The sequence below is a fragment of the Pseudomonas sp. NY8896 genome, assembly GCF_039634505.1.
In genome coordinates this window covers 3,387,139-3,405,737 of the sequence record NZ_CP132350.1, presented here as the reverse complement: position 1 = coordinate 3,405,737, position 18,599 = coordinate 3,387,139, and the positions used below count along the sequence as shown (strand labels likewise).

At 64.0% G+C, this 18,599-nt stretch carries 15 protein-coding genes; 2 read left to right on the top strand and 13 right to left on the bottom strand.

The window, feature by feature from the left end; all coding sequences use genetic code 11:
• The first annotated feature begins 49 nt into the window (after positions 1–49).
• The gene (locus Q9451_RS15235; protein WP_012272669.1) at positions 50–718 is read left to right on the top strand and encodes a DUF3313 domain-containing protein; all 669 of its coding nucleotides are present in this window, start codon (positions 50–52) and stop codon (positions 716–718) included.
• A 73-nt stretch (positions 719–791) separates the two neighbouring features.
• The gene (locus Q9451_RS15230) at positions 792–1,805 is read left to right on the top strand and encodes an AraC family transcriptional regulator (protein WP_041166721.1); all 1,014 of its coding nucleotides are present in this window, start codon (positions 792–794) and stop codon (positions 1,803–1,805) included.
• 7 nt (positions 1,806–1,812) lie between these two features.
• Here the strand turns inward: Q9451_RS15230 and Q9451_RS15225 are convergent, their stop codons facing one another.
• The 13 genes from Q9451_RS15225 to Q9451_RS15165 form a co-directional block, all read right to left on the bottom strand.
• Entirely contained in the window at positions 1,813–3,414 is a 1,602-nt protein-coding gene (locus Q9451_RS15225) for a mechanosensitive ion channel domain-containing protein (RefSeq protein ID WP_049773302.1), read from the bottom strand.
• 70 nt (positions 3,415–3,484) lie between these two features.
• Positions 3,485–6,013, bottom strand: coding sequence for a fused MFS/spermidine synthase (locus Q9451_RS15220; RefSeq protein WP_012272672.1), 2,529 nt, complete (start codon positions 6,011–6,013; stop codon positions 3,485–3,487).
• An 81-nt stretch (positions 6,014–6,094) separates the two neighbouring features.
• On the bottom strand, positions 6,095–7,663 hold the full coding sequence (locus tag Q9451_RS15215; RefSeq protein WP_012272673.1) for an arylsulfatase: 1,569 nt from the start codon (positions 7,661–7,663) through the stop codon (positions 6,095–6,097).
• An 84-nt stretch (positions 7,664–7,747) separates the two neighbouring features.
• Entirely contained in the window at positions 7,748–8,758 is a 1,011-nt protein-coding gene (locus Q9451_RS15210) for an HAD family hydrolase (RefSeq protein ID WP_012272674.1), read from the bottom strand.
• A gap of 44 nt (positions 8,759–8,802) precedes the next feature.
• Entirely contained in the window at positions 8,803–10,113 is a 1,311-nt protein-coding gene (locus Q9451_RS15205; protein ID WP_012272675.1) for a BatD family protein, read from the bottom strand.
• Positions 10,110–11,711, bottom strand: coding sequence for a VWA domain-containing protein (locus Q9451_RS15200; protein ID WP_012272676.1), 1,602 nt, complete (start codon positions 11,709–11,711; stop codon positions 10,110–10,112). Before Q9451_RS15200 ends, Q9451_RS15205 begins: the two co-directional genes overlap by 4 nt.
• The gene (locus tag Q9451_RS15195; RefSeq protein WP_012272677.1) at positions 11,708–12,682 is read right to left on the bottom strand and encodes a VWA domain-containing protein; all 975 of its coding nucleotides are present in this window, start codon (positions 12,680–12,682) and stop codon (positions 11,708–11,710) included. The genes Q9451_RS15200 and Q9451_RS15195 overlap by 4 nt, the downstream gene beginning before the upstream one ends.
• Positions 12,669–13,166 carry a DUF4381 domain-containing protein gene (locus Q9451_RS15190; RefSeq protein ID WP_012272678.1) on the bottom strand — a complete coding sequence of 166 codons (498 nt, stop codon included), beginning with the start codon at positions 13,164–13,166 and terminating at the stop codon, positions 12,669–12,671. Before Q9451_RS15190 ends, Q9451_RS15195 begins: the two co-directional genes overlap by 14 nt.
• Positions 13,163–14,113 carry a DUF58 domain-containing protein gene (locus tag Q9451_RS15185; protein WP_012272679.1) on the bottom strand — a complete coding sequence of 317 codons (951 nt, stop codon included), beginning with the start codon at positions 14,111–14,113 and terminating at the stop codon, positions 13,163–13,165. The genes Q9451_RS15190 and Q9451_RS15185 overlap by 4 nt, the downstream gene beginning before the upstream one ends.
• 11 nt (positions 14,114–14,124) lie before the next feature.
• Positions 14,125–15,099 (bottom strand): MoxR family ATPase, encoded by a 975-nt coding sequence (locus Q9451_RS15180; protein ID WP_012272680.1) that lies wholly within the window; start codon positions 15,097–15,099, stop codon positions 14,125–14,127.
• A gap of 93 nt (positions 15,100–15,192) precedes the next feature.
• On the bottom strand, positions 15,193–17,508 hold the full coding sequence (locus Q9451_RS15175) for a tetratricopeptide repeat protein (RefSeq protein WP_012272681.1): 2,316 nt from the start codon (positions 17,506–17,508) through the stop codon (positions 15,193–15,195).
• The gene (locus Q9451_RS15170; protein WP_012272682.1) at positions 17,487–17,699 is read right to left on the bottom strand and encodes a hypothetical protein; all 213 of its coding nucleotides are present in this window, start codon (positions 17,697–17,699) and stop codon (positions 17,487–17,489) included. Before Q9451_RS15170 ends, Q9451_RS15175 begins: the two co-directional genes overlap by 22 nt.
• Entirely contained in the window at positions 17,700–18,569 is an 870-nt protein-coding gene (locus Q9451_RS15165) for a DMT family transporter (RefSeq protein WP_012272683.1), read from the bottom strand.
• Positions 18,570–18,599: the final 30 nt, after the last annotated feature.

Below are 18,599 nucleotides of genomic sequence, written 5' to 3'. Positions count from 1 at the left end.
GCCCCGGCAAAGCGGTGGGCATTGATCAACGCAACGAAGGAGAAGCTGCATGAACACCAAGACATTGGCTGCATCGCTGTGCCTTGCAACCCTCATGCTGCAGGGGTGCGCCAGCAAGTACGTGGAGTCCGACCAGTATTCAGGGTTCCTGAAGGACTACAGCATCCTCAAGGAAGACAAGTCGCCGTCCGGCGCGCCAGTCATGCGCTGGATCAAGCCCGGGGTCGATGCCAAGCGCTACACCAGCGTGTACATAGAGCCAAGCCAGCTCTACCCCAAACCGCAACCGACCGACAAAGTGCCGCAATCGACCTTGACGGGGATCACCCAGTACTACGACCAGACCCTGAAGAACCACTTCTCCCAGGTATTACCGCTGGCCACCAGCCCTGGTCCGCGCGTACTGGTGGTGCGCCCGGCGATAACGGCGGTGAGCGCCCAGACCAAAAGCCTGCGCCCTTATGAAGTCATTCCGATTGCGTTGATCGCCGCAGGCATCAGCACCGCCACCGGTATCCGTGACCAGGACACCAGCATCGCCACCGAAGCGGCGTTCCTTGATGGTGACAGCAACCAGGTGGTGGCCGAAGTGGTGCGCAAAGGTGCAGGTACCGAGCTGGATGACTCATCCCAGGTCATGCAGGCAAAAGACGCCAAAGCCGTACTCGATGGCTGGGCCAAGGACATGGTCGGCTCCTTCCAGGCATTGCGCAAATAGGCCGCTTCCCTCAAGCACGGCCCTGCCCAGGAGCGTGCAGGCCCGCCCCCGGTCACTGATGAGGCGCGATTCCATGGACAGCATTCGCGGCAGCGCATTGCTGCAATATGACCAGCTACTGGTCGAACACGGTGCTGCGCAGCGGGACTTTCTGGCCCCGCTGCACATTGCCCCGGATGTGGTCGGCAACTACGGCAAGCACCTACCCTACCTGAGCCTGGTGCAACTGTTCGAAGGCAGCGCGCACGCCCTGAGCCTGCCCCGCTTCGGCCTGGAGCTGGCGTTGCGCCAAGGCTCGACCCTGGTCGGCCCGCTGCGCCACCTGGCCAACTCCGCCCCCACCGTAGGCCACGCCCTGGTGGCGGTAATCCGTTACATGCGCCACTACAGCCCGGCTATCCACTTTCGCCTGGAACACCGCGCCGGGCAGGCCATGCTGTTTTTCGACAACGGCCTGCCGAGTTCCGAACAGACGCCGCAAATTGTCGAGAAATCAGTGATGGGGGCGCGGCTGCTGATTGGCGAGCTGCGCGGCGCGCCACTGCGGCCACGGGCGGTGACCTTGCGCCACGCCGCGCTGGGCGATGCCTCGGGCTACACACGTTACTTTGACTGCCCGGTGCTGTTCGGCCAGGCCCACAACAGCCTGGTGCTGGGGGCTGACGTACTGCAAGAAGCCTGCGTGCACCATGACGCCGACCTGCATGCCATCGTCCGCCACTTCCTGGAGAACCAGGCCGTCCCTTGCGACAGCCTGCTGGCCTCGGTAGAGCGCAAGATCCAGATGCTGCTGCCCGCCCAACGCTGCACCCTGGAACAGGTGGCGCTGGCCTTGAACATGAATTCACGCACCTTGCAACGGCACCTGGCCAGCGATGGTATCGAATTCGAAGGCTATCTGGACGGTATTCGCCGCTGCCAGGCACAACAGATGCTACGCAAGACCACCTTGTCTGTCGGGCAGATCGCCAACGAGCTGGGCTATCGCCGTACCACCTCGTTCTGCCGTGCGCATTTGCGCTGGTTCGATATCACGCCGCTTGAGCATCGACGGCAATACGGCGACCCGGTGATCGCCGCACTTTGAGTAGCGCTCAGGCATCCTTGCCATCGCCACCCGGTTCCCGCGCCGGCGCGGCAAACCACTTCTCACGCGGCACCCACTTCTCCTGAGCCGGGTCGCCCAGGTAATGCGGCGACATGATCTGCACGCCGTATTCATTGAATACATCCTGGATGTTGGCGTGCAACAGGCTCAACAGCTCGGCGCGCGGCCGTGGCTCGCTGGGCACCGCTTGGCCCACCAGGCGGTATTCGGGGTAAAAGTCCGAGAGCCCGGTCTGGAACACCTGCGGCCTGGGTTTGGCAAGAATGCCCTCGGTGCGCTGCGCGGCCTCCACCAGCATCGCCTCGACCTGGCGCCAGGGCGTGTCATAGCCGATGGTGACCACCGTATCGACGATGTACCCCTGGCCCTGCACCACCCGTGAATAGTTGCGCGTCACCGACCCGGTGATCATCGAGTTGGGCAGCGTCAACACCTCGCCCAAACCGGTGCGGATGGTGGTGTTGAACATGCCCACCTCGGTCACCGTGCCTTCGTTATCCCCTACCCGCACGTATTCACCGGCCTTCAGTGTGCGCGAATACGTCAGGATCAGCCCCGCCGCAGCCTGCCCGACCACGCTGGAGGCACCCAGCGAAATCATCAGGCCCAACAGCACCGAAAGCCCTTTGAAGGCATCGGTGCCAGAGCCCGGCAGGTACGGGTAAGCCATCACCAGGGCAAACAGCCAGATCGCCAGTGAAGTTAGCCGGGTGGTGGGCTGCAAGGTTTCTTCGGTCAACCACTTCAGCGTACCCGGGCGGGCCATGCGCTCCAGCACGCGGCGGCTGAAGCCGCTGATGCCGCGGGCGATGAAAAAGATCATGACGGCCACGGCAATACCGGGAATGGCATGCAGAATGCCGTCGAGCAGGTAGCGCAGCAGGTCGAGCAGATGCACGTTGAGGCTTTCGCCCCACGGCCGGGTATAGGGGAATTGCGACAGCACGAAGCTCAGCCACTGGTAGCCAAGCAGCAAGACGATCACCCAGTACATCAGGCGCAGCAGCCGGTCGATCACAAAGTACACATACTGCATGTCGAACAGCGGCAGTTGGCCTACCTTGATCTGCCGGGCTCGTTCTCGCATCAATTGCGGCAAACGGCCGCGCAGTCTGCGTCGGCCCAGGTTGGCAGCCTTGATCAGCAGCACGAACACCAGTGTCGCGACGGCGGAAAAGCCCAGCGCCTTGAGCAGAAAACGCAGGCTGCGCGCCTCGCCGGTTTCATCCACGACCTGACGCAACGTGGCCGCAGCCTGCTCGGCCGCCTCCCGGGTGTCGCCACCCTCCACGCCCAGGTCCTGCGGGGCGACGATGAAGGCCCGCCGCCCACCTAGCAGCACCAGGTGGCTGTTGACGATGGGGTCGACGCTGACTTTCAGCTCGTCGGTGCCGCGCAATGCCTCATCGATCACCGCCGTCGCCCGCTGCGCGCGCGCGGCCGGGGTCTCGCCGAGCAAGGTGGCGTGGAAGGTGAAGATGCTGCGGTTGGCGATGCGCAGTTCTGCCGGTTCACCCGGCACGCCATCGGTCGCGCTACCCACCGCATCCTTGCCATGCCCCGCCAGCGGCAGCAAGGCACACAGCATCAACAGCGCAGTCAACAGACGGTTCATTGCTCACTCCCTGGCCGATAGTCCTGTAGTGATAGCACAGGCTTCACTGGCCGGTACTGGGGCCAAGGAACCAGCGATAATACGGGTTGCCGCCGTCGCTGCGGGCCAGTTCGCGGGCTTCCCGCGCCCAGGCCTGGCGGTTGCCGTTGTAGGCATGCAAGCTGAGGCTGTAGAAAAGTGCCAGGCTGCGCCACTGGTCACTCACCGCGCTGGCGAAGCCTGGTTCCGCGCCCTGCAGCGGTGGCGTGCTGCGCAGGGCCAGCAAGGCTGGCAGCACACGGGTGATTTCCCGGGGGCGCACCCACGGCGCGTACTCGATGCGTGGCTGATCGTCGGTCACTGGCAATGCATCGCCGGCGTAACGTTCAAGCCCGGCACGGTCGGTAATCCAGGTGGCCAGCAAGGCCTCTGGCGAAGCGACACCCACCTCGGCCAGCGTCTGGGCCACGCTCGCTTGCGCCAGGCGCTGGCGGATACGCGGTACATCCAACTGCAATGGCTGCAATGAGCCGATCAGCAGCATTTCGTGGAACTCAGTGGTCCACAGCGTGGCATGGGGGAAGACATCGATGAAGCTGCGCACCAGCGATTGGCTGTCTTCGTCGTTCTGGGTCGGCAAGGGCAGCCACTGCGCGACCAGGCCAGCAGGTTGCAAGCGGGCGGCGGCCAGCTGATAGAAGTTGCGCGAGTACAGGTTGACCACGCCGGCCGCCGAGGGTGGCGGTGGTTCCAGGGTGATCAAATCGTAGCGCGCCTCACTGCGCAGCAACTCACGGCGACCATCGCGCAAGCGAATGTCCAGGCGTGGGTCCGCCACCGCGGCATAGTTGCCTTTGAAACGGGGCGCCGCCTGCAAGACTTCAGGCAGCAATTCGGCCACCACCGGGCGCTCCAGTCCAGGGTAACGTAGCATCGCCCCGGCGGTGATACCGGTGCCAAAGCCGATCACCAAGGCCGAGCGCGGCTCGCCATTGTGGATCAGCAACGGCAGCAAGGCTTGCAAGCGCATGTAGCGCAGCGATGGCATGGCGTCGCCGGTATTGGAAACACCCTGGATGTAAAGGCGGCTGAAGGTTTGCCCCTGGCGCCCTTGGGTGACCACTGCCACCGTGCCGCCCTTGCCCTCATGGTAGTAGGTGAGTTGCCCGTTGCGTGCGCCTGGCAGCAGCTCGGCCAGGCGCTGCGGCGGCATCAACAGCACCACCAGCACGGTTGCAGGGGCCACCAGGCACACGGCCAACGCAGCAGGGCGACGTACACCCTGGCCACGCCACACCGCCACCAACCCTACCAGCACGGCCATTGCGGCAAGCGCCCCCAAGGCACGTACCAGGCCCAATTGCGGCACCAGTACGAACCCCGTGAGCAGCACGCCGGCGATGCCACCCAGGGTGTTGAGCGCCACCACCGCGCCCACATCCCGCCCCACATGACCGCTGTCCACCACCAGGCGCAAGGCCAGTGGAAATGCGGCGCCCAGCAATGTGGTTGGAAGCAACACCATGCACGCGGCCGCCACCGCGAAACGCGCGCACATGCCGAGCAGTTCGTTGCCAGTCAGCTGCAGGGCGAACAGTTCGGCCTGCGTCTGGGCCTGCACCAGCCAGCGGCCCAGCCCGGCAAGCTGCAACAGGGCAAGCAGCCCGGCAATGGCAATCAACAGCCCGAACACACCCCAAGGATCACGAATTCGGTCGGCACGCCTGGCATACAGCGCACTACCGGCCAGCAGCCCGGCCAGGTAAGTGGCCAGCACCACGGCAAAGGCATAGGACCGGGTGCTCATGAAGGGCACGATCGACTGGCTCCACACCACCTCGTAGCCCAGCGCCACTCCCCCGGCGATGCAATACAGGGCGATGGCCAGGCGTGCCTGCGGCGAGCGTGATGTCGACGAGGCATTGGCAAGCGGCGGCAAGCTCACTTCTCGCCGGTAAGAAAGCCAGGCACCCAATGCTGCCAGCAGGTTCAGGCTGGCAGCTGCGCAGGCGCTGCCTGTAACGCCAAGGCGCGGCAGCAGTACGAAGGCCGCCGCTAGCGTGCCGGCAATCGCGCCAGCGGTGTTCGCCGCGTACAAGCGCCCACCCGCCTCTGCCAACTGCCCGGTGACAGGCGCCAGCGTGCGCACCAGTACGGGCAAGGTACCGCCCATGAGCAAGGCCGGTACGCCCACCAGCACGAAGGGCAGCGCCCAGGCCAGCAGGCCGGCACTGGCCTCGAGGCGGGCGAACGGTCCGGCGGCATGGGCCAGGCCAAGGGTGGCGCCGAGCCCCAGCAGCGCAACGGCGAGCTCAAGATAAACGTACAGGCGCACTGGGCGTTGCAGGCGGTCGGCCCAACGCCCGAACAGCAGGCCGCCAAAGGCAAGCCCGGCAAAAAAGGCACTGATACCGGTGGCGACGGCATGCACTTCCACGCCCACGACCAATGACAGTTGCTTGATCCACAGCACTTGGTAGACAAGACCGGCAGCACCAGAGAGGAACAGCAGCGTGGCAGGCAATGCGAGCAGTGGACGGGACTGGGTGCGAGGCTCACGGGAAACAGCGGAAGATGCTGCAGGTGATGCCATGAATGAGCGCCTTGTGCATGCGGGTAAAGATGCAGGAGCGAGCACGCCCGCCCCTGCGGTCATGGCACTACAGTGTAGACCTCACTGCTTGTTCATCTTTTCTTCAATTTTCTTGTCCACGTCAGCGCGGATCTGGTCGATGCTGAAGCTGGCCGGCCGCTGGCTAGGTGGGTACTCGACAAAGGTTTGCAGGAATTGCGCCGATTTCTTCACGCCGTTGAATATCAGATAGTCGTTTTTGGTCAGCCAGTCGTAGTACTGGTCAGACACTACGTCTGCCCGCTCGTATGGGTCCATCCGCAGATTGAACAGCTTCGGCACCCGCAGGCAGGTGAACGGTTCGCTCCATACCTTCAGACCACCTGGCGCACGCTGCTCGCAGAAAACGATCTTCCAGTTGTCGTAGCGCATCGCTACCAGGTCGCCGTCGTCACTGAAGTAGAAGAACTCGTTTCGTGCACTCTTGTCGCTCTTGCCTGTGAGGTAGTCGAGTTGGTTGTAGCCGTCCAGATGCACCTTGAAGTTCTTGCCACCGACATCGGCCCCTTTGAGCAAGCGGTCCTTGATATCAGTGTCACCAATGGCCGCAAGCAGCGTCGGGAACCAGTCCAGCCCCGACATCATCTGGGTGGAGACGGTGTCCGCCTTGACATGGTTTGGCCAGCGAATCATAGCCGGTACACGGAAGGCCCCTTCCCAGTTGGAGTTCTTCTCGTTGCGGAACGGTGTAGTCGCCGCATCCGGCCAGGACCACTGGTTCGGGCCGTTGTCAGTGGTGTAGACCACGATAGTGTTGTCAGCCACCTTGAGGTCGTCGAGGGTTTTCAAAAGCTTGCCCACGTCGCCATCATGCTCAAGCATGCCGTCGGCATACTCGTTACCCACCATGCCGCTCTGGCCCTGCATCGACTCGCGCACATGGGTAAAGGCATGCATGCGCGTGGTGTTCATCCACACGAAGAAAGGCTTGTCGGCCTTGACCTGTTTGTCGATGAAGTTGATCGCCGCCTGGGTGGTCTCGTCGTCGATGGTTTCCATGCGTTTCTTGTTCAACGCACCGGTGTCTTCGATCTTGCCGTCGGCGCTGGACTTGATCACACCGCGTGGTGAAGCGGCCTTGACGAATTCGGCATCATCCTTGGGCCAGTAAGGGCGCTCCGGTTCCTCCTCGGCGTTCAAGTGGTACAGGTTGCCAAAGAACTCGTCGAAGCCATGGTTGGTCGGCAAGTACTCGTCCTTGTCCCCCAGGTGGTTCTTGCCGAACTGGCCAGTGGCATAGCCATGTGCCTTGAGCGCTTGAGCGATGGTAACGTCGCGTGCTTGCAGGCCCACCGGTACGCCAGGCATACCGACCTTGGACAGGCCGGTGCGCAATGCCGACTGACCGGTGATGAACGTCGACCGGCCGGCGGTGCAGCTGTTTTCCGCGTAATAGTCGGTGAACATCATGCCTTCCTTGGCGATGCGGTCGATGTTCGGCGTCTGGTAACCGACCACGCCCTTGCCATAGGCACTGATATTGGTCTGGCCGATGTCGTCACCGAAGATGACCAGGATGTTCGGCTTGTCCGCCGCACTGGCCAGCCCCGCCCCGAACGTTGCCGTTGCCGCGAGGGCGGCCGCCGACAACCATGCTCTACTGGACTTCATAGCTACGCTCTCCGTTTCACGTCACTGCTGTCGTCCACGACTGCTGGCACGGCGATCGCCGTGCTGCTGCGGCTGGTTGATGAATCATTGCGGTGTTTCAAAGGGGTAGACACGGCGCCATTCACTGGCCATGTCGACCACGGTCCAGCCCTTGGCGGTGGCTTGGTCCAGGGCTTTGTCCAGGCGCCCGACCGAACTCTTGCGGTCATAGGCCCATTCGCGGTGGGCATCGGTGTGGTGGACCAGCCCGGCAAAGCGTCGGCCCTTGCCCGCTTTAGTCCACTGCAGCATCTGCAGGTCGCCGTCGGAATTACCGAACGCCAGCAGCGGTCGGCGGCCGATGATCGAATCGATGCTCACCGGCTTGCCCGGGCCGTCGTCGTTGTGCACTACCTTGGGCAAACGCTGGATGCTCAGCTTGCCCTGTTGGTCCTGAAACGAAGCCTCCAGGGTCGTGCCGATCACCTGCTCCGGCGGGATGCCATACACCTCGTCGGCAAACGCGCGCATGAAGGCGACCTCGCCACCTGACACGATGTAGGTCTTGAAGCCGTTGTCACGCAGGTAGCCCAGCAGCTCGAGCATTGGCTGGAACACCATCTCGGTGTACGGCTTGCCGGTGCGTGGGTGACGGGCGCTGGCCAGCCAGCTGCGGCTGCGGGCAATGAAGTCCTCACTGCTCATCCCCGAATGGGTGGCCGCGACGATCTTGAGCATGCCGTCCATGCCTTGCGCCGCCAGCGCCTGGTGATCGTTCTCCAGTACCGCCTTGAACGGCTGCTGATTACGCCACTGCGGGTGCTGCGGCGCCAGGCGCTTGACCTCATCCATGGCGAACAGCACTTCAAAATACAACGGTTGCTCGCTCCACAGCGTGCCATCGTTGTCGAACACCGCGATGCGCTCGGCCGGGGCGACATAGTCGGGGCCACCTTGCTGGGTGACCGCGCCAACAAAAGCCACGATGGCCTGGCGCGACGGCCCGTCACGCCAAGAGGCCAACGGCTCGGCGGCCAGCACCTGCAGGGCCGGCACCAGCAGCAAGACACATAACAGCGCACGAACGGAAGCGGTGCTCACCAGGACCTTGCGCATGGCCAATCATCCCTGCTTGAGTTGCCGACCTGACAGCTAGGCTGTCAGGGATTGAGTTGCTTGAGCGCGTGCTTGCCGACAGGCTTGGCTGGGTGCGCCTCAACCTGTTGCCGCAGGCTGTACAGCAGGCTCAGCCTGGCATCGGCGGGGGGTGGCCGAAGGCGCCCGGCAGCATAGAAATCCTGCAAAAAGGCTAGCAAAGCCCCTTCGCTTTGCCTGCCACGAGGATGTTCACTTGACGACAGCGTGCGCTGGCCTGTGGCCCGACGCAGCCACAGATACATGGCATCCAGCCGTGCCGGCTCGCTGGCGCACTGTCGACGAGCCTGACGCCAGGCGTAGTTCGGTGAATTCAGCCAGGCCTGCTGGCGGCCAGCCCGCCAGCGCTTGAAGTACAACCAGGCGCCCTGCCCCCAAGCGCGACCGGCCCAGCCTAGCCCGCCCACCAGCAACGCCAGCAGCGCCAGCACTACCCAATGGCTAGCGATGCTGATTTGCGCGCCTCGGCCAAGTGCGCGCAAATCTTCGCTCAAGGAGAACGGTGCCTGGTAACTGCCCTTGCCCACCTCCATGTTCAGCGCTGGCACCGAGGCCGTGCGCGGTTCACCACTCGCAGCGTCCACCCACGTCACTTCGATGGCAGGCAGCCGATAGTGCCCAGCGGCAGCGGCCACATAGGTCACGCTGTCCTCGCGCTGGCCGCCCAGGGTGCCACCGCGCCCGTCGCTGACCGGTGACACGATTGGGGTCTGCACGTAGCGCTTGAGGCCATCGACCTCGGCAAAGATCGGCGGCGGAATCAGCATTGCCTGGCCCCCGCGGGCCACGATGTGCAAACGGCGGGTGATGCTATCCCCAGCGCGCAGCGGCGTGTGCGAGCGCTCGATGGCCTGGCTGACGTCGAGCGCCTGTGCCACCAAGCGCTGTTCGCCATCGCCACCGGCCTGCCCTTTGGCGGCAAACGACAAGGGTTGGCTTTGCACTGTCTGCGCAGCGCTGGCCTGGCCAGGATGGACACGGATTGTCAGTGCCGGAACCGTGAACGACTGCGCCACGCTCGGTGTGATCTGATAGCGGTAGCGCAGGCCGAAGAAGGCTTTGCCATCGAGCCGCTGATTGAGGTGCTCAGCCTCGCCACCGGGCGGGCTGACCACGGCACCGGCCAACTGCAACACCGGCAGCTCCGGCGGCGCGGTGAACCAGGTGTCGACCAGCAAATCGACCTCGAGTGTCACACTGGCCCCGACCATGACCGTTGTATCCGGCACCAAGCGCGCCTGCACCCGTACCTCGGGCTCGGCGGCGATGGCAACGGTTGCCAGGCCAACCAGCACCAGCACCACCAGGCGGATCATGGCGCCTCCTTGGCCGCTTGCTGCGCGGCGGCATCCTGGATCGAGAACTTGCGCTTGAGAAACTGCGCAGGGGACGTGGTGAGGTTGTTCAGCCACAGCTGGTCGGAGGCCGCCTGCGGCGTTTTCTGCTGTTGTTGCTGGTCGCCGGCGGCGGGTGTCTGATCCTCCACCACCTTGTCGGCCTTTTCGTCAGGCGTGCCGGCTTGCTGCTGGCCCTCATAGTCCTTGAGCAACGCCTCGGCCAGCGCCAGGTTGGCCTTGGCCTCGGCAAAGTCAGGTTGCAGGCGCAGCGCCTGGCGATATGCCGCTATTGCCTGCGGGAACTTGAAAAGCCGTACATAGCTGTTGCCCTGATAGAACCAGGCCGGTGCCGTGTCCAGCTTGCCCAGGTTCGCCAGCGCGGCCGGGTAGTCGGCCGCTTCGTAGGCGGCAACGCCCTTCCAGTAAGGGTCGCGAAAGTGCGCGGCGGCCTGCGGGTAACGGCCATGCTCGAATGCCCAGCGCCCTTGCTGGTCAGCCGTGAAAAACGCATCGGCCAATCCCCCGGCCCTGACGGGCTCAGCGCCTGTCCCCAGCAGCACGGCTAACAAAAGCCCCGGCAGCCAGTTCACCCGCCAGCCACGTCGCACGCTGAACAGCACCACCAGCAACAACGGCCAGCACAGCCAGTAACCGGCATCTTTCCAGTGCACCTGGTCGGCTTCGGCACTGGCGGCCTTGAAGTGCCGCTGGGCATGCAACTCGACCCAATCCAGGTCGTCATCGTTCAGCGATAAACTGCCCAAGGGTGCATTGGCGGCCTTGGCCAGGCCCTTGAGGCCCTGAACGTCGAAGCCCCCTAGCACCGGCCGGCCCAGGGTATCCAGGCGCGGCATGCCCTGGGCGTTGCGCAGGGGGCCGGTGGACTGGCTGCCGACAGCCAGCACCAACACTTGCAACTGCGTGCCGGCCAGCCGCTTGGCGATGGCGTCGAACTGGCTGGCATCGGCGCCATCGGTCAACAGCAGCAAGGTTCCAGGGGACTTTTCCGCACCCAGCAGCTTCAAGGCCTCGTCGATCACGCCCAATACATTCTTGCCGGGCGCGCTCATCAAGTCGGTCGACAAGGCTTGGATAAAGGTATCCAGCAAGCCTGGGTCTTCAGTGCAAGGCAACACCAGATGCGCACTGCCGGCATAGGCGATCAGGCCGGTACGCGCGCCGCCACGGCGCATGACCAGGTCGTGCAAGGTATGTCGGGCTGCGGCCAACCGGCTGGGCGGTACATCGTCGGCATCCATCGAGGGCGACAGGTCCACGGCAACGATCAGCGGTGCGCGGTCGTCGAGAAAATCAGGTGTGTCCTGCTGCCAGGTCGGCCCGGCAGCGGCAATGGCACTCAACACCAGTGCCGCCCCCAGCAGGTGGACCGGGCGCAGCCGCCGCGCGTGGGCCGGGGTGATCATCAGGTGCTTGATCAGGTGTGGAGCGATGATGCCGCTCAACTGATGCCGCAGATCGTGTCGGCGCAACCACAGCAAGGGCAGCACGACACCCGGCACGATCAGCAGCAACCACCAGGGGCGAAGGAAGTGAAAGGCCGCAAGGTCGATGGTCATGCCTGCACCTGCGCAAGCCGTGCCCGGACCAGGGCCAGCAGTTGCCCCGCCAGTAGCAAACCGGCTGCCATACCCAATGGCCAGACGAACAAGTCACGCTTGGGCTGGTGGCTGAAGGTCTGCACCTTGTGCGGGGTCAGGCGGTCGAGGGTGGCATACACCTGTTGCAGCGCCTGGCGGTCGTCGGCGCGGAAGAATTGCCCGCCGGTGGTGCGGGCGATTGCCTGCAAGGTCGTCAGGTCGACCTTGGCGTCACCAGTCGCCTGCGGGTCGCCGATACCAATGGTATGTACCACGATACCGTTGGCCTGGGCCAGGTGGGCCGCATGGTCAGGGGTAATGGCACTGCTGGTGTCATTGCCATCGGTCAGCAGGATCAGCACTTTCTCCTGCTCTGGGGTCTTCTCCAAGGCTTTGATGGTCAAGCCGATGGCGTCGCCCAGCGCGGTGTTTGGCCCAGCCATGCCGATCCCCACCTCATCGAGCAACAGCAACAGGCTGGCATGGTCGAGGGTCAACGGCGCCTGCGGATAGGCACCGGTACCAAACACGATCAGGCCAATGCGGTCATCCTTGCGCCGGGCGATGAAGTCGCGCACCACGGACTTCACCGCGCTAAGGCGGTCGCTTTTAGCGCCATTGGCGTCGGTATAATCGGTCGCTTCCATCGACTGGGAAATGTCGATGGCCAGCATCAGGTCACGGATTGGCTGCTCGCGCTGGATCGGCTTTTCCACCAGCACAGGCCTTGCGCAAGCGGCCACCAACAGGCACCACACCAGCAGGTTCAGCAGTACATGCCCTTGCCCGCTGCTGGCCCTCCCGGGCTGCTTGCCGACAGCGCGGCTCATGGCTGCGAAGAAGGGTACCCGCAACGCGCTACGGCCTTCCTGGTACGGGCTGAGCGCACGATAGGCCAACCACGCCAGCGGCAACAGCAGGAACACCCACGGGTAGTCAAAGCGCCACATGGTGCCCCTCGATCCAGCCACGGCTGGCACCGAACAACGCGTTCGCCTGCTGCGTGTCCAGCCGGCGCAAGGTCGCGTCCGGCGCGTAGGCAAGCAACTGCAGGGTGTCGGCAAAGCCCGATGGCAGCGGCCGGCGGGCGCGCTGGTCGAGGAAGCACTGCCATTGCGCGCCGGCCAAGCTCGCCACGGGCGGCGCATCCGGCATCGACAGCGCCACACGCTTGAGCAATTCGGGCAGTTCACGCAACGCCACAAGCCGTTGTTCACCCTCACTCGCTGCCAGCTCATCAAGCCGGGCCAGCGCTTCACGGCGGTACCGGTCGCGCCGCCAACGGTGCCAGCGCAGCGCCACACAAAGGCAGGCCAGCAACAGCACCAGTACGCCAAGCACCCACCAGGCCCAGGTCTGCGGCAGGTAGCTGAACGGCGGCACACCCGGCGTCAGCTCGCGCAACTGGTCGATGGAGGGGGCGGCAGCGTTCATCGCGGCACCTGAGCCAGGCGGCCCAGCTCGCGGCGCAGTTGCTGCAGGCTGTCATCGGCGGTGCTGACCCGCATCAATGGCACCTGGCTACGGCGCAGCAGTTCGGCCACACCCTGCAGGCGCCCGGCAAGAAACTCGGCCAACGGCCGGTTGATACGCCGCTGGCCCACCGCCAGTTCGACCTGCTCGGCGCCTTGGGTGACATTCAACCGCCCCTTGTCCGGCACCTGCAGGGCAATCGGGTCATAGACCTGGATGGCGATCACATCATTGTGCAGGCTCAGCCGGCGCAACAACGGCAAGGTTTCGGCCGTAGTGCCGGCAAAATCGCTGATGATGCAGATCAGGTGGTCGTGACCGGCACTGGCGGCGCAGCTACGCAACACCTTGTCCAGCTGTGCATCGTTTTCCTGATCAGCGGCATAGGCTGACAGCCGATGATTGGCTTTGACCACTGCGCTGCACAACGCTTCAACCCGTGCTCGGCTGCGCAGGGGCCTTACATACTCTACCCGTTGGCCATCGAAGACCATGCCACCCACCCGGTCACCGGCGTGAAAGGCCACCCAGCCACAGATCGCCGCCAACTGCGCGGCGCTGACCGACTTGAAGTAACGCTGCGAGCCGAAGTACATGCTCATGCGCTGGTCGACCAGCACCAGGGTGGGCCTGTCACGTTCCTCGGTGAAGGTGCGCACGAAGGGCTTGCCATAGCGCAACGACGCGCGCCAGTCGAGGTGACGCAGGTCATCGCCGGGCAGGTAGCGGCGCAGCTCGTCGAAACTCAGGCCCCTGCCTCGCAGGCGTGAGGCATGGTTGCCGGAAAGGATGCTCGCAAGCGGCTGGCGCGCGACAAAGCTCAACCCCTGGGCACGGGCCTCCAGCGCCATCAACTCGGCAAGCGAGGCATACGCGAAACCATCCGGCACTACCATGTTCGCATCCATGGGCAAGTCCGTCAGGCGGGAATGGCCACCTTGTCCAACAACCGGTCGATGACTTGGTCGGCCGCCACGCCATCGGTGATCGCATCATAGGAAAGCTGCAGGCGATGGCGCAGTACCGGGTGCACCACGGCACGCACATTGTCGGGCGAAACGAAATCCTGGCCGTTGAGCCAGGCATGCGCGCGCGACACCCGGTCAAGGCTGATGCCGCCGCGCGGGCTGGCACCGATCCTGATCCAGCGCGCCAGGTCAGGGTCATGCGTGGCGGGATAGCGCGTGGCATTGATCAGGTCGACCAGGTATCGGTCGATGGCCTGCGATACGTGCACCCGCGCCACCTCGCGACGGGCATCGAAGATCACCTGCTGGGCCAGGCGCGCAGGTTGCGCCGCCGCCTCATGACCGGCCTGGTCCTCTTCCCGCACCAAGCGCAGTACCTGGGTTTCATCTTCAGGGCGTGGATAATCGAGTTGCAGCTTCATGAGAAAGCGGTCCATCTGCGCTTCGGGCAACGGGTAGGTGCCTTCCTGTTCGATCGGGTTCTGGGTCGCCAGCACCATGAATAGCCCAGACATCGGGTAACTCTGCCCGGCCACCGTGATCTGGCGCTCTTCCATGGCCTCGAGCAAGGCTGCCTGGACCTTGGCCGGAGCACGGTTGATTTCGTCGGCCAGGATCACATTGCCGAACAACGGGCCAGGCTGAAAGCTGATCGTGTTGCCCTCGGCCGTCTGCTGCAGCACCTCGCCACCGGTGATGTCCGAAGGCAACAGGTCGGGGGTGAACTGAATGCGCCGCATCTGCGCGTCCAGGTGCGTCGCCAGTGCCTTGACCGTGCGGGTCTTGGCCAGGCCTGGGAGGCTCTCGAGCAGGACATGACCGTTGGCCAGCAGGCCTAACAGGACATGGCGAATGGTATCAGCCTGGCCGAGGACCTTTTCCGCGACCGATGCTTCCAGTGCCTGGACGTGTTCGTGGGTATTCACGGCAACGGTCCTTCGGTGGGATGAGCGGTGTGGTAAATCTAGACGCGCACGGCAAGGCTGCAATGGGGTGTCGTGAAGAGAACATGGCAGCACTCACGGGTTGTTGCGCCAGTAAGGTTCGATCGCCTGCAACCGTGGATCGTCGGGCGCGGCCTCGCGCATTCGCCGCACATACGGGTAGGCCTGTTCACGCTCACCGGCCAAGGCATGCAGGTAGATCAGCGTATACAGCAAGTCGGCATCTTCAGGCGCTTGCTGCAGGCCGCTGCGCAAGGCCTGCAGCGCTTCGTCGCGGCGGTTCATGCGGGACAGCAACAGGCCCTGGTTGTAGCGAATACGCGAATTGCCCGGCAGCGCCACAGCTGCCTGCTCCATCCAGTCGACCGCTTCTTGCGGCTTGCTCCGCTCGACCAGTAACAGGGCCAGCATGTACGCCAGGTTGCCACGGTCCGTTGCCGGCATCTTGTCCAGCGCAACGCCTTCGCGCAGCAGTGTTTCGGCGTCATCCAGACGTTGGCTGCTGCTGGCCAGGGTCACCAGGTTGACCCTGGCCGGTGTGAAATACGGGTCCATGTGCAACGCCTGGCGGTACTGCTCCATGGCCTGCGCGTCATGGCCCTGGCGCTGCATCAGCACCGCCAGGTTGAGCCGCCCACCAGGCAGGTCGGCATTACCCCGCAAGCGCTGCTCGTAGTCGGCAAGCGAAGTGGTGAACGCTGCGCGGCTGGCTTCGGGAAGCTGTGCGGCGGGTACATCGGCCAAGGCCCGCACGGCTTCATCGCGTACCGCCAGGGCGGGGTCCTGCAACAGCGGCAGCAACGGCGCAATACGCTGTTCAGCCGGCAAACGGGTAAAGCTGCCCACGGCATAGGCCCGTACCAGCGCGTCACTGTCCTGCAACGCCCAGCGCAGATTGCTGGCGGCCGCAGGCCCAAGATCGGCCAGTTGCTGGGCAGCCGTTGCCCGCACGATCGCAGGGTTGTGCTTGTCCGCGAGGAGGTAGCCCAGCCGGCTGAGGCTGGTGCCTGGGTCTTGACGAACGCCATGGAACGCTTGCCCGTAATGGGCCGCGCGCTTGGGTGCGGTGAACCAGCTATCGATCGCACTGGCAGCCCACGCCGGCTCGCGGCCCTGATGGCAGGTGGTACAAGCATCCGGGCCAATGCCCTGGGCAGCCAGGTCAGGCCGAGGGATGCGCAAGCTGTGGTCACGCCGAGGGTCGATCACCATGTAATCCTTGCTTGGCATGTGACAGTTCACGCACTGCGCCCCAGGTGAGCCGGCGGCATGGTGATGGTGTGCGGGGCTGTCGTAGTCCTTGGCCTGCAGGCCGGCGAAGCGCGCGGTGTTGGGTTGAGCGTTGTGGCATTGCAGGCACAAGCCGTTGCCTTCGATACGCACCTGGGTGGTATGGGGATCATGGCAATCGGTGCAACCGACCCCGGCGGCAAACATCTTGCTCTGGGTGAAGGACCCGTACTCGTAGACCTCGCCGTCGATCTGCCCGTCGTCATGGTACAAGCCGGTGCGCAGTGTGGCCGGCAAACTCTGGTCCAAGTGCGGGTGGCCAGGCATCTGGCCAGTGCCCAGGCTCTGCCGACGGCTGTGGCAGTAGGCGCATTGTTCCACTTGGCCTCTGCTGCCCAACGCCTTGACGTCCACGCTCAGCCCCTGGGCTGGCGAAGCGCCGGGATGCTCGCGGGCCCAGTCGACATGGGCCTGGCTTGGGCCATGGCAAGCCTGGCAGCCAACGGTCTTCTCCTGCCAGGTACTGGCAAAACTGTCCTTGGCATCGTCGTAATGCTTGACCAGCCGCGTCGAATGGCAATCGGCGCACATGCCGTTCCAGTTCTGGTAGCGGCCGGTCCAGTGCAGCGGATCGCCCGGTGCAAAGCGCTGCCCGGGGTACAGCGAGAACCAGCGTTGCCCACCCTGCTCCGCTGGCCGGCTGTCCCAGGCAATGGTCAGCGCCTGCAGGCGGCCGCGCGACAAGGCAACGAGGTACTGTTGCAGCGGCGCGTAGCCAAAGGTATGCAGCACCTGAAAGTCCGCAGGCCTGCCATCCTCGCCCTCGATGTTGACGAAGTACCCGCCACCCTTGCGATAGAAGTGTGCCTTGACCCCGTCCTGGTCATAGTGCACATCGTTGAAGTCGCCCAGCACATTCGCCGCGCTGGCGTCGCGCAGCGCCCAGGCATGGTCGGAATGCTGCCACTGCCCGGCCTGCTGGGCATGGCAGCCCTGGCAACTGTCGGCATCGGCGTAGCCCTCGCGGTCCTTGGCCAAGGCAGGTAGTTGGCCTTCACCAACAGCTGCCGCGCCAAGGCTGACACCACTTGAAATGAGTAATAGGACCCCCAGGCAGAGCGCCACCCAACCGCCCTGCATCACCTGTGCACGCCATCCCATTCATCAGCTCCACGCTCCGCCCTGTCCCGGGCTGTTTTCAGTGCTGTCGCGTGTCGTGCCCCTTGTCTGACGTTCGCGACGGCGTCCGACTTCCAGGTCTGATCGTAGAAGGCATCTTCACTGCCGTACAGGCGCAGCGCCGCAAGAAAATTGCGCCCCGGTATCGTCTGGATGAAAACGGCGTCAGCCATTTACTGCGCGTATTTCTTGGCCCCGGCAACACAGATAACCGCACCCAGCGTCACCACAAGCATCAGCCAGCTGACGTGCTCGTGCAGAAGCAATGCGGCCAGCCCAAGCCCCATGAACGGCTGAAAGAGTTGCAGCTGACCCACTGCCGCGATGCCACCCTGGACCAGCCCTCGGTACCAGAACACAAAGCCAATCAGCATGCTGAACAGTGAAACGTAGCCGAAGCTGAACCACGCAGGGCCGCTTACCTTGGCAAAGGCATCAGGTGCTGGAAAATTGGCGATAGTCAGCAGCAACATGAACGGCAAGGCTACAAGCAGCGCCCAGCTAATCACCTGCCACCCGCCCAATGTTCGCGAAAGACGCGCCCCTTCGGCATACCCCAAGCCACAAACGACTACAGCAGCCATCATCAGCAAATCGCCCACCACCGACGCCTCTGCGCCATTCATCAACGCATAGCCAACGACCAGCCCAGCACCGGTCAACGAGAACAGCCAGAACAGTGGCCGAGGTCGTTCACCGCCCCGCAAAACGGCAAACGCTGCGGTACACAGTGGCAGCAGCCCGACAAAAACAATGGAATGTGCCGAGGTGATGTGCTGGAGGGCCAGCGCCGTCAGTAGCGGAAAACCGATAACAACACCCAGCGCGGTAACCACCAAGGAGGACACATCACCACGTTTAGGTCGCGGCTGCCGTAGCACGATCAAAAACAACGCAGCCACCGTGGCGGCAATCGTTGCCCTGGCACAGGTCAGAAACGTAGGTTCGAAGGCCGCCACTGCCACACGGGTGGCGGGCAACGAGCCCGCAAAGATCGCGACGCCAATGAAGCCGTTGATCCACCCGCTTGTTGTTCTTTCCATCGGTAAGCCCTCGATAAGTCAGGGCTCAGT

Excerpts from the sequence above, each read along its gene's own strand:
- Q9451_RS15170 (WP_012272682.1), bottom strand. The coding sequence starts at position 17,699 with ATGGCTGACGCCGTTTTCATCCAGACGATACCGGGGCGCAATTTTCTT.
- Q9451_RS15220 (WP_012272672.1), bottom strand. The coding sequence starts at position 6,013 with ATGGCATCACCTGCAGCATCTTCCGCTGTTTCCCGTGAGCCTCGCACC.
- Q9451_RS15175 (WP_012272681.1), bottom strand. The coding sequence starts at position 17,508 with ATGGGATGGCGTGCACAGGTGATGCAGGGCGGTTGGGTGGCGCTCTGC.
- Q9451_RS15235 (WP_012272669.1), top strand. The coding sequence starts at position 50 with ATGAACACCAAGACATTGGCTGCATCGCTGTGCCTTGCAACCCTCATG.
- Q9451_RS15190 (WP_012272678.1), bottom strand. The coding sequence starts at position 13,166 with ATGAACGCTGCCGCCCCCTCCATCGACCAGTTGCGCGAGCTGACGCCG.
- Q9451_RS15225 (WP_049773302.1), bottom strand. The coding sequence starts at position 3,414 with ATGCTGTGTGCCTTGCTGCCGCTGGCGGGGCATGGCAAGGATGCGGTG.
- Q9451_RS15215 (WP_012272673.1), bottom strand. The coding sequence starts at position 7,663 with ATGAAGTCCAGTAGAGCATGGTTGTCGGCGGCCGCCCTCGCGGCAACG.
- Q9451_RS15200 (WP_012272676.1), bottom strand. The coding sequence starts at position 11,711 with ATGACCATCGACCTTGCGGCCTTTCACTTCCTTCGCCCCTGGTGGTTG.
- Q9451_RS15205 (WP_012272675.1), bottom strand. The coding sequence starts at position 10,113 with ATGATCCGCCTGGTGGTGCTGGTGCTGGTTGGCCTGGCAACCGTTGCC.
- Q9451_RS15210 (WP_012272674.1), bottom strand. The coding sequence starts at position 8,758 with ATGCGCAAGGTCCTGGTGAGCACCGCTTCCGTTCGTGCGCTGTTATGT.
- Q9451_RS15165 (WP_012272683.1), bottom strand. The coding sequence starts at position 18,569 with ATGGAAAGAACAACAAGCGGGTGGATCAACGGCTTCATTGGCGTCGCG.
- Q9451_RS15185 (WP_012272679.1), bottom strand. The coding sequence starts at position 14,113 with ATGGATGCGAACATGGTAGTGCCGGATGGTTTCGCGTATGCCTCGCTT.
- Q9451_RS15230 (WP_041166721.1), top strand. The coding sequence starts at position 792 with ATGGACAGCATTCGCGGCAGCGCATTGCTGCAATATGACCAGCTACTG.
- Q9451_RS15195 (WP_012272677.1), bottom strand. The coding sequence starts at position 12,682 with ATGTGGCGCTTTGACTACCCGTGGGTGTTCCTGCTGTTGCCGCTGGCG.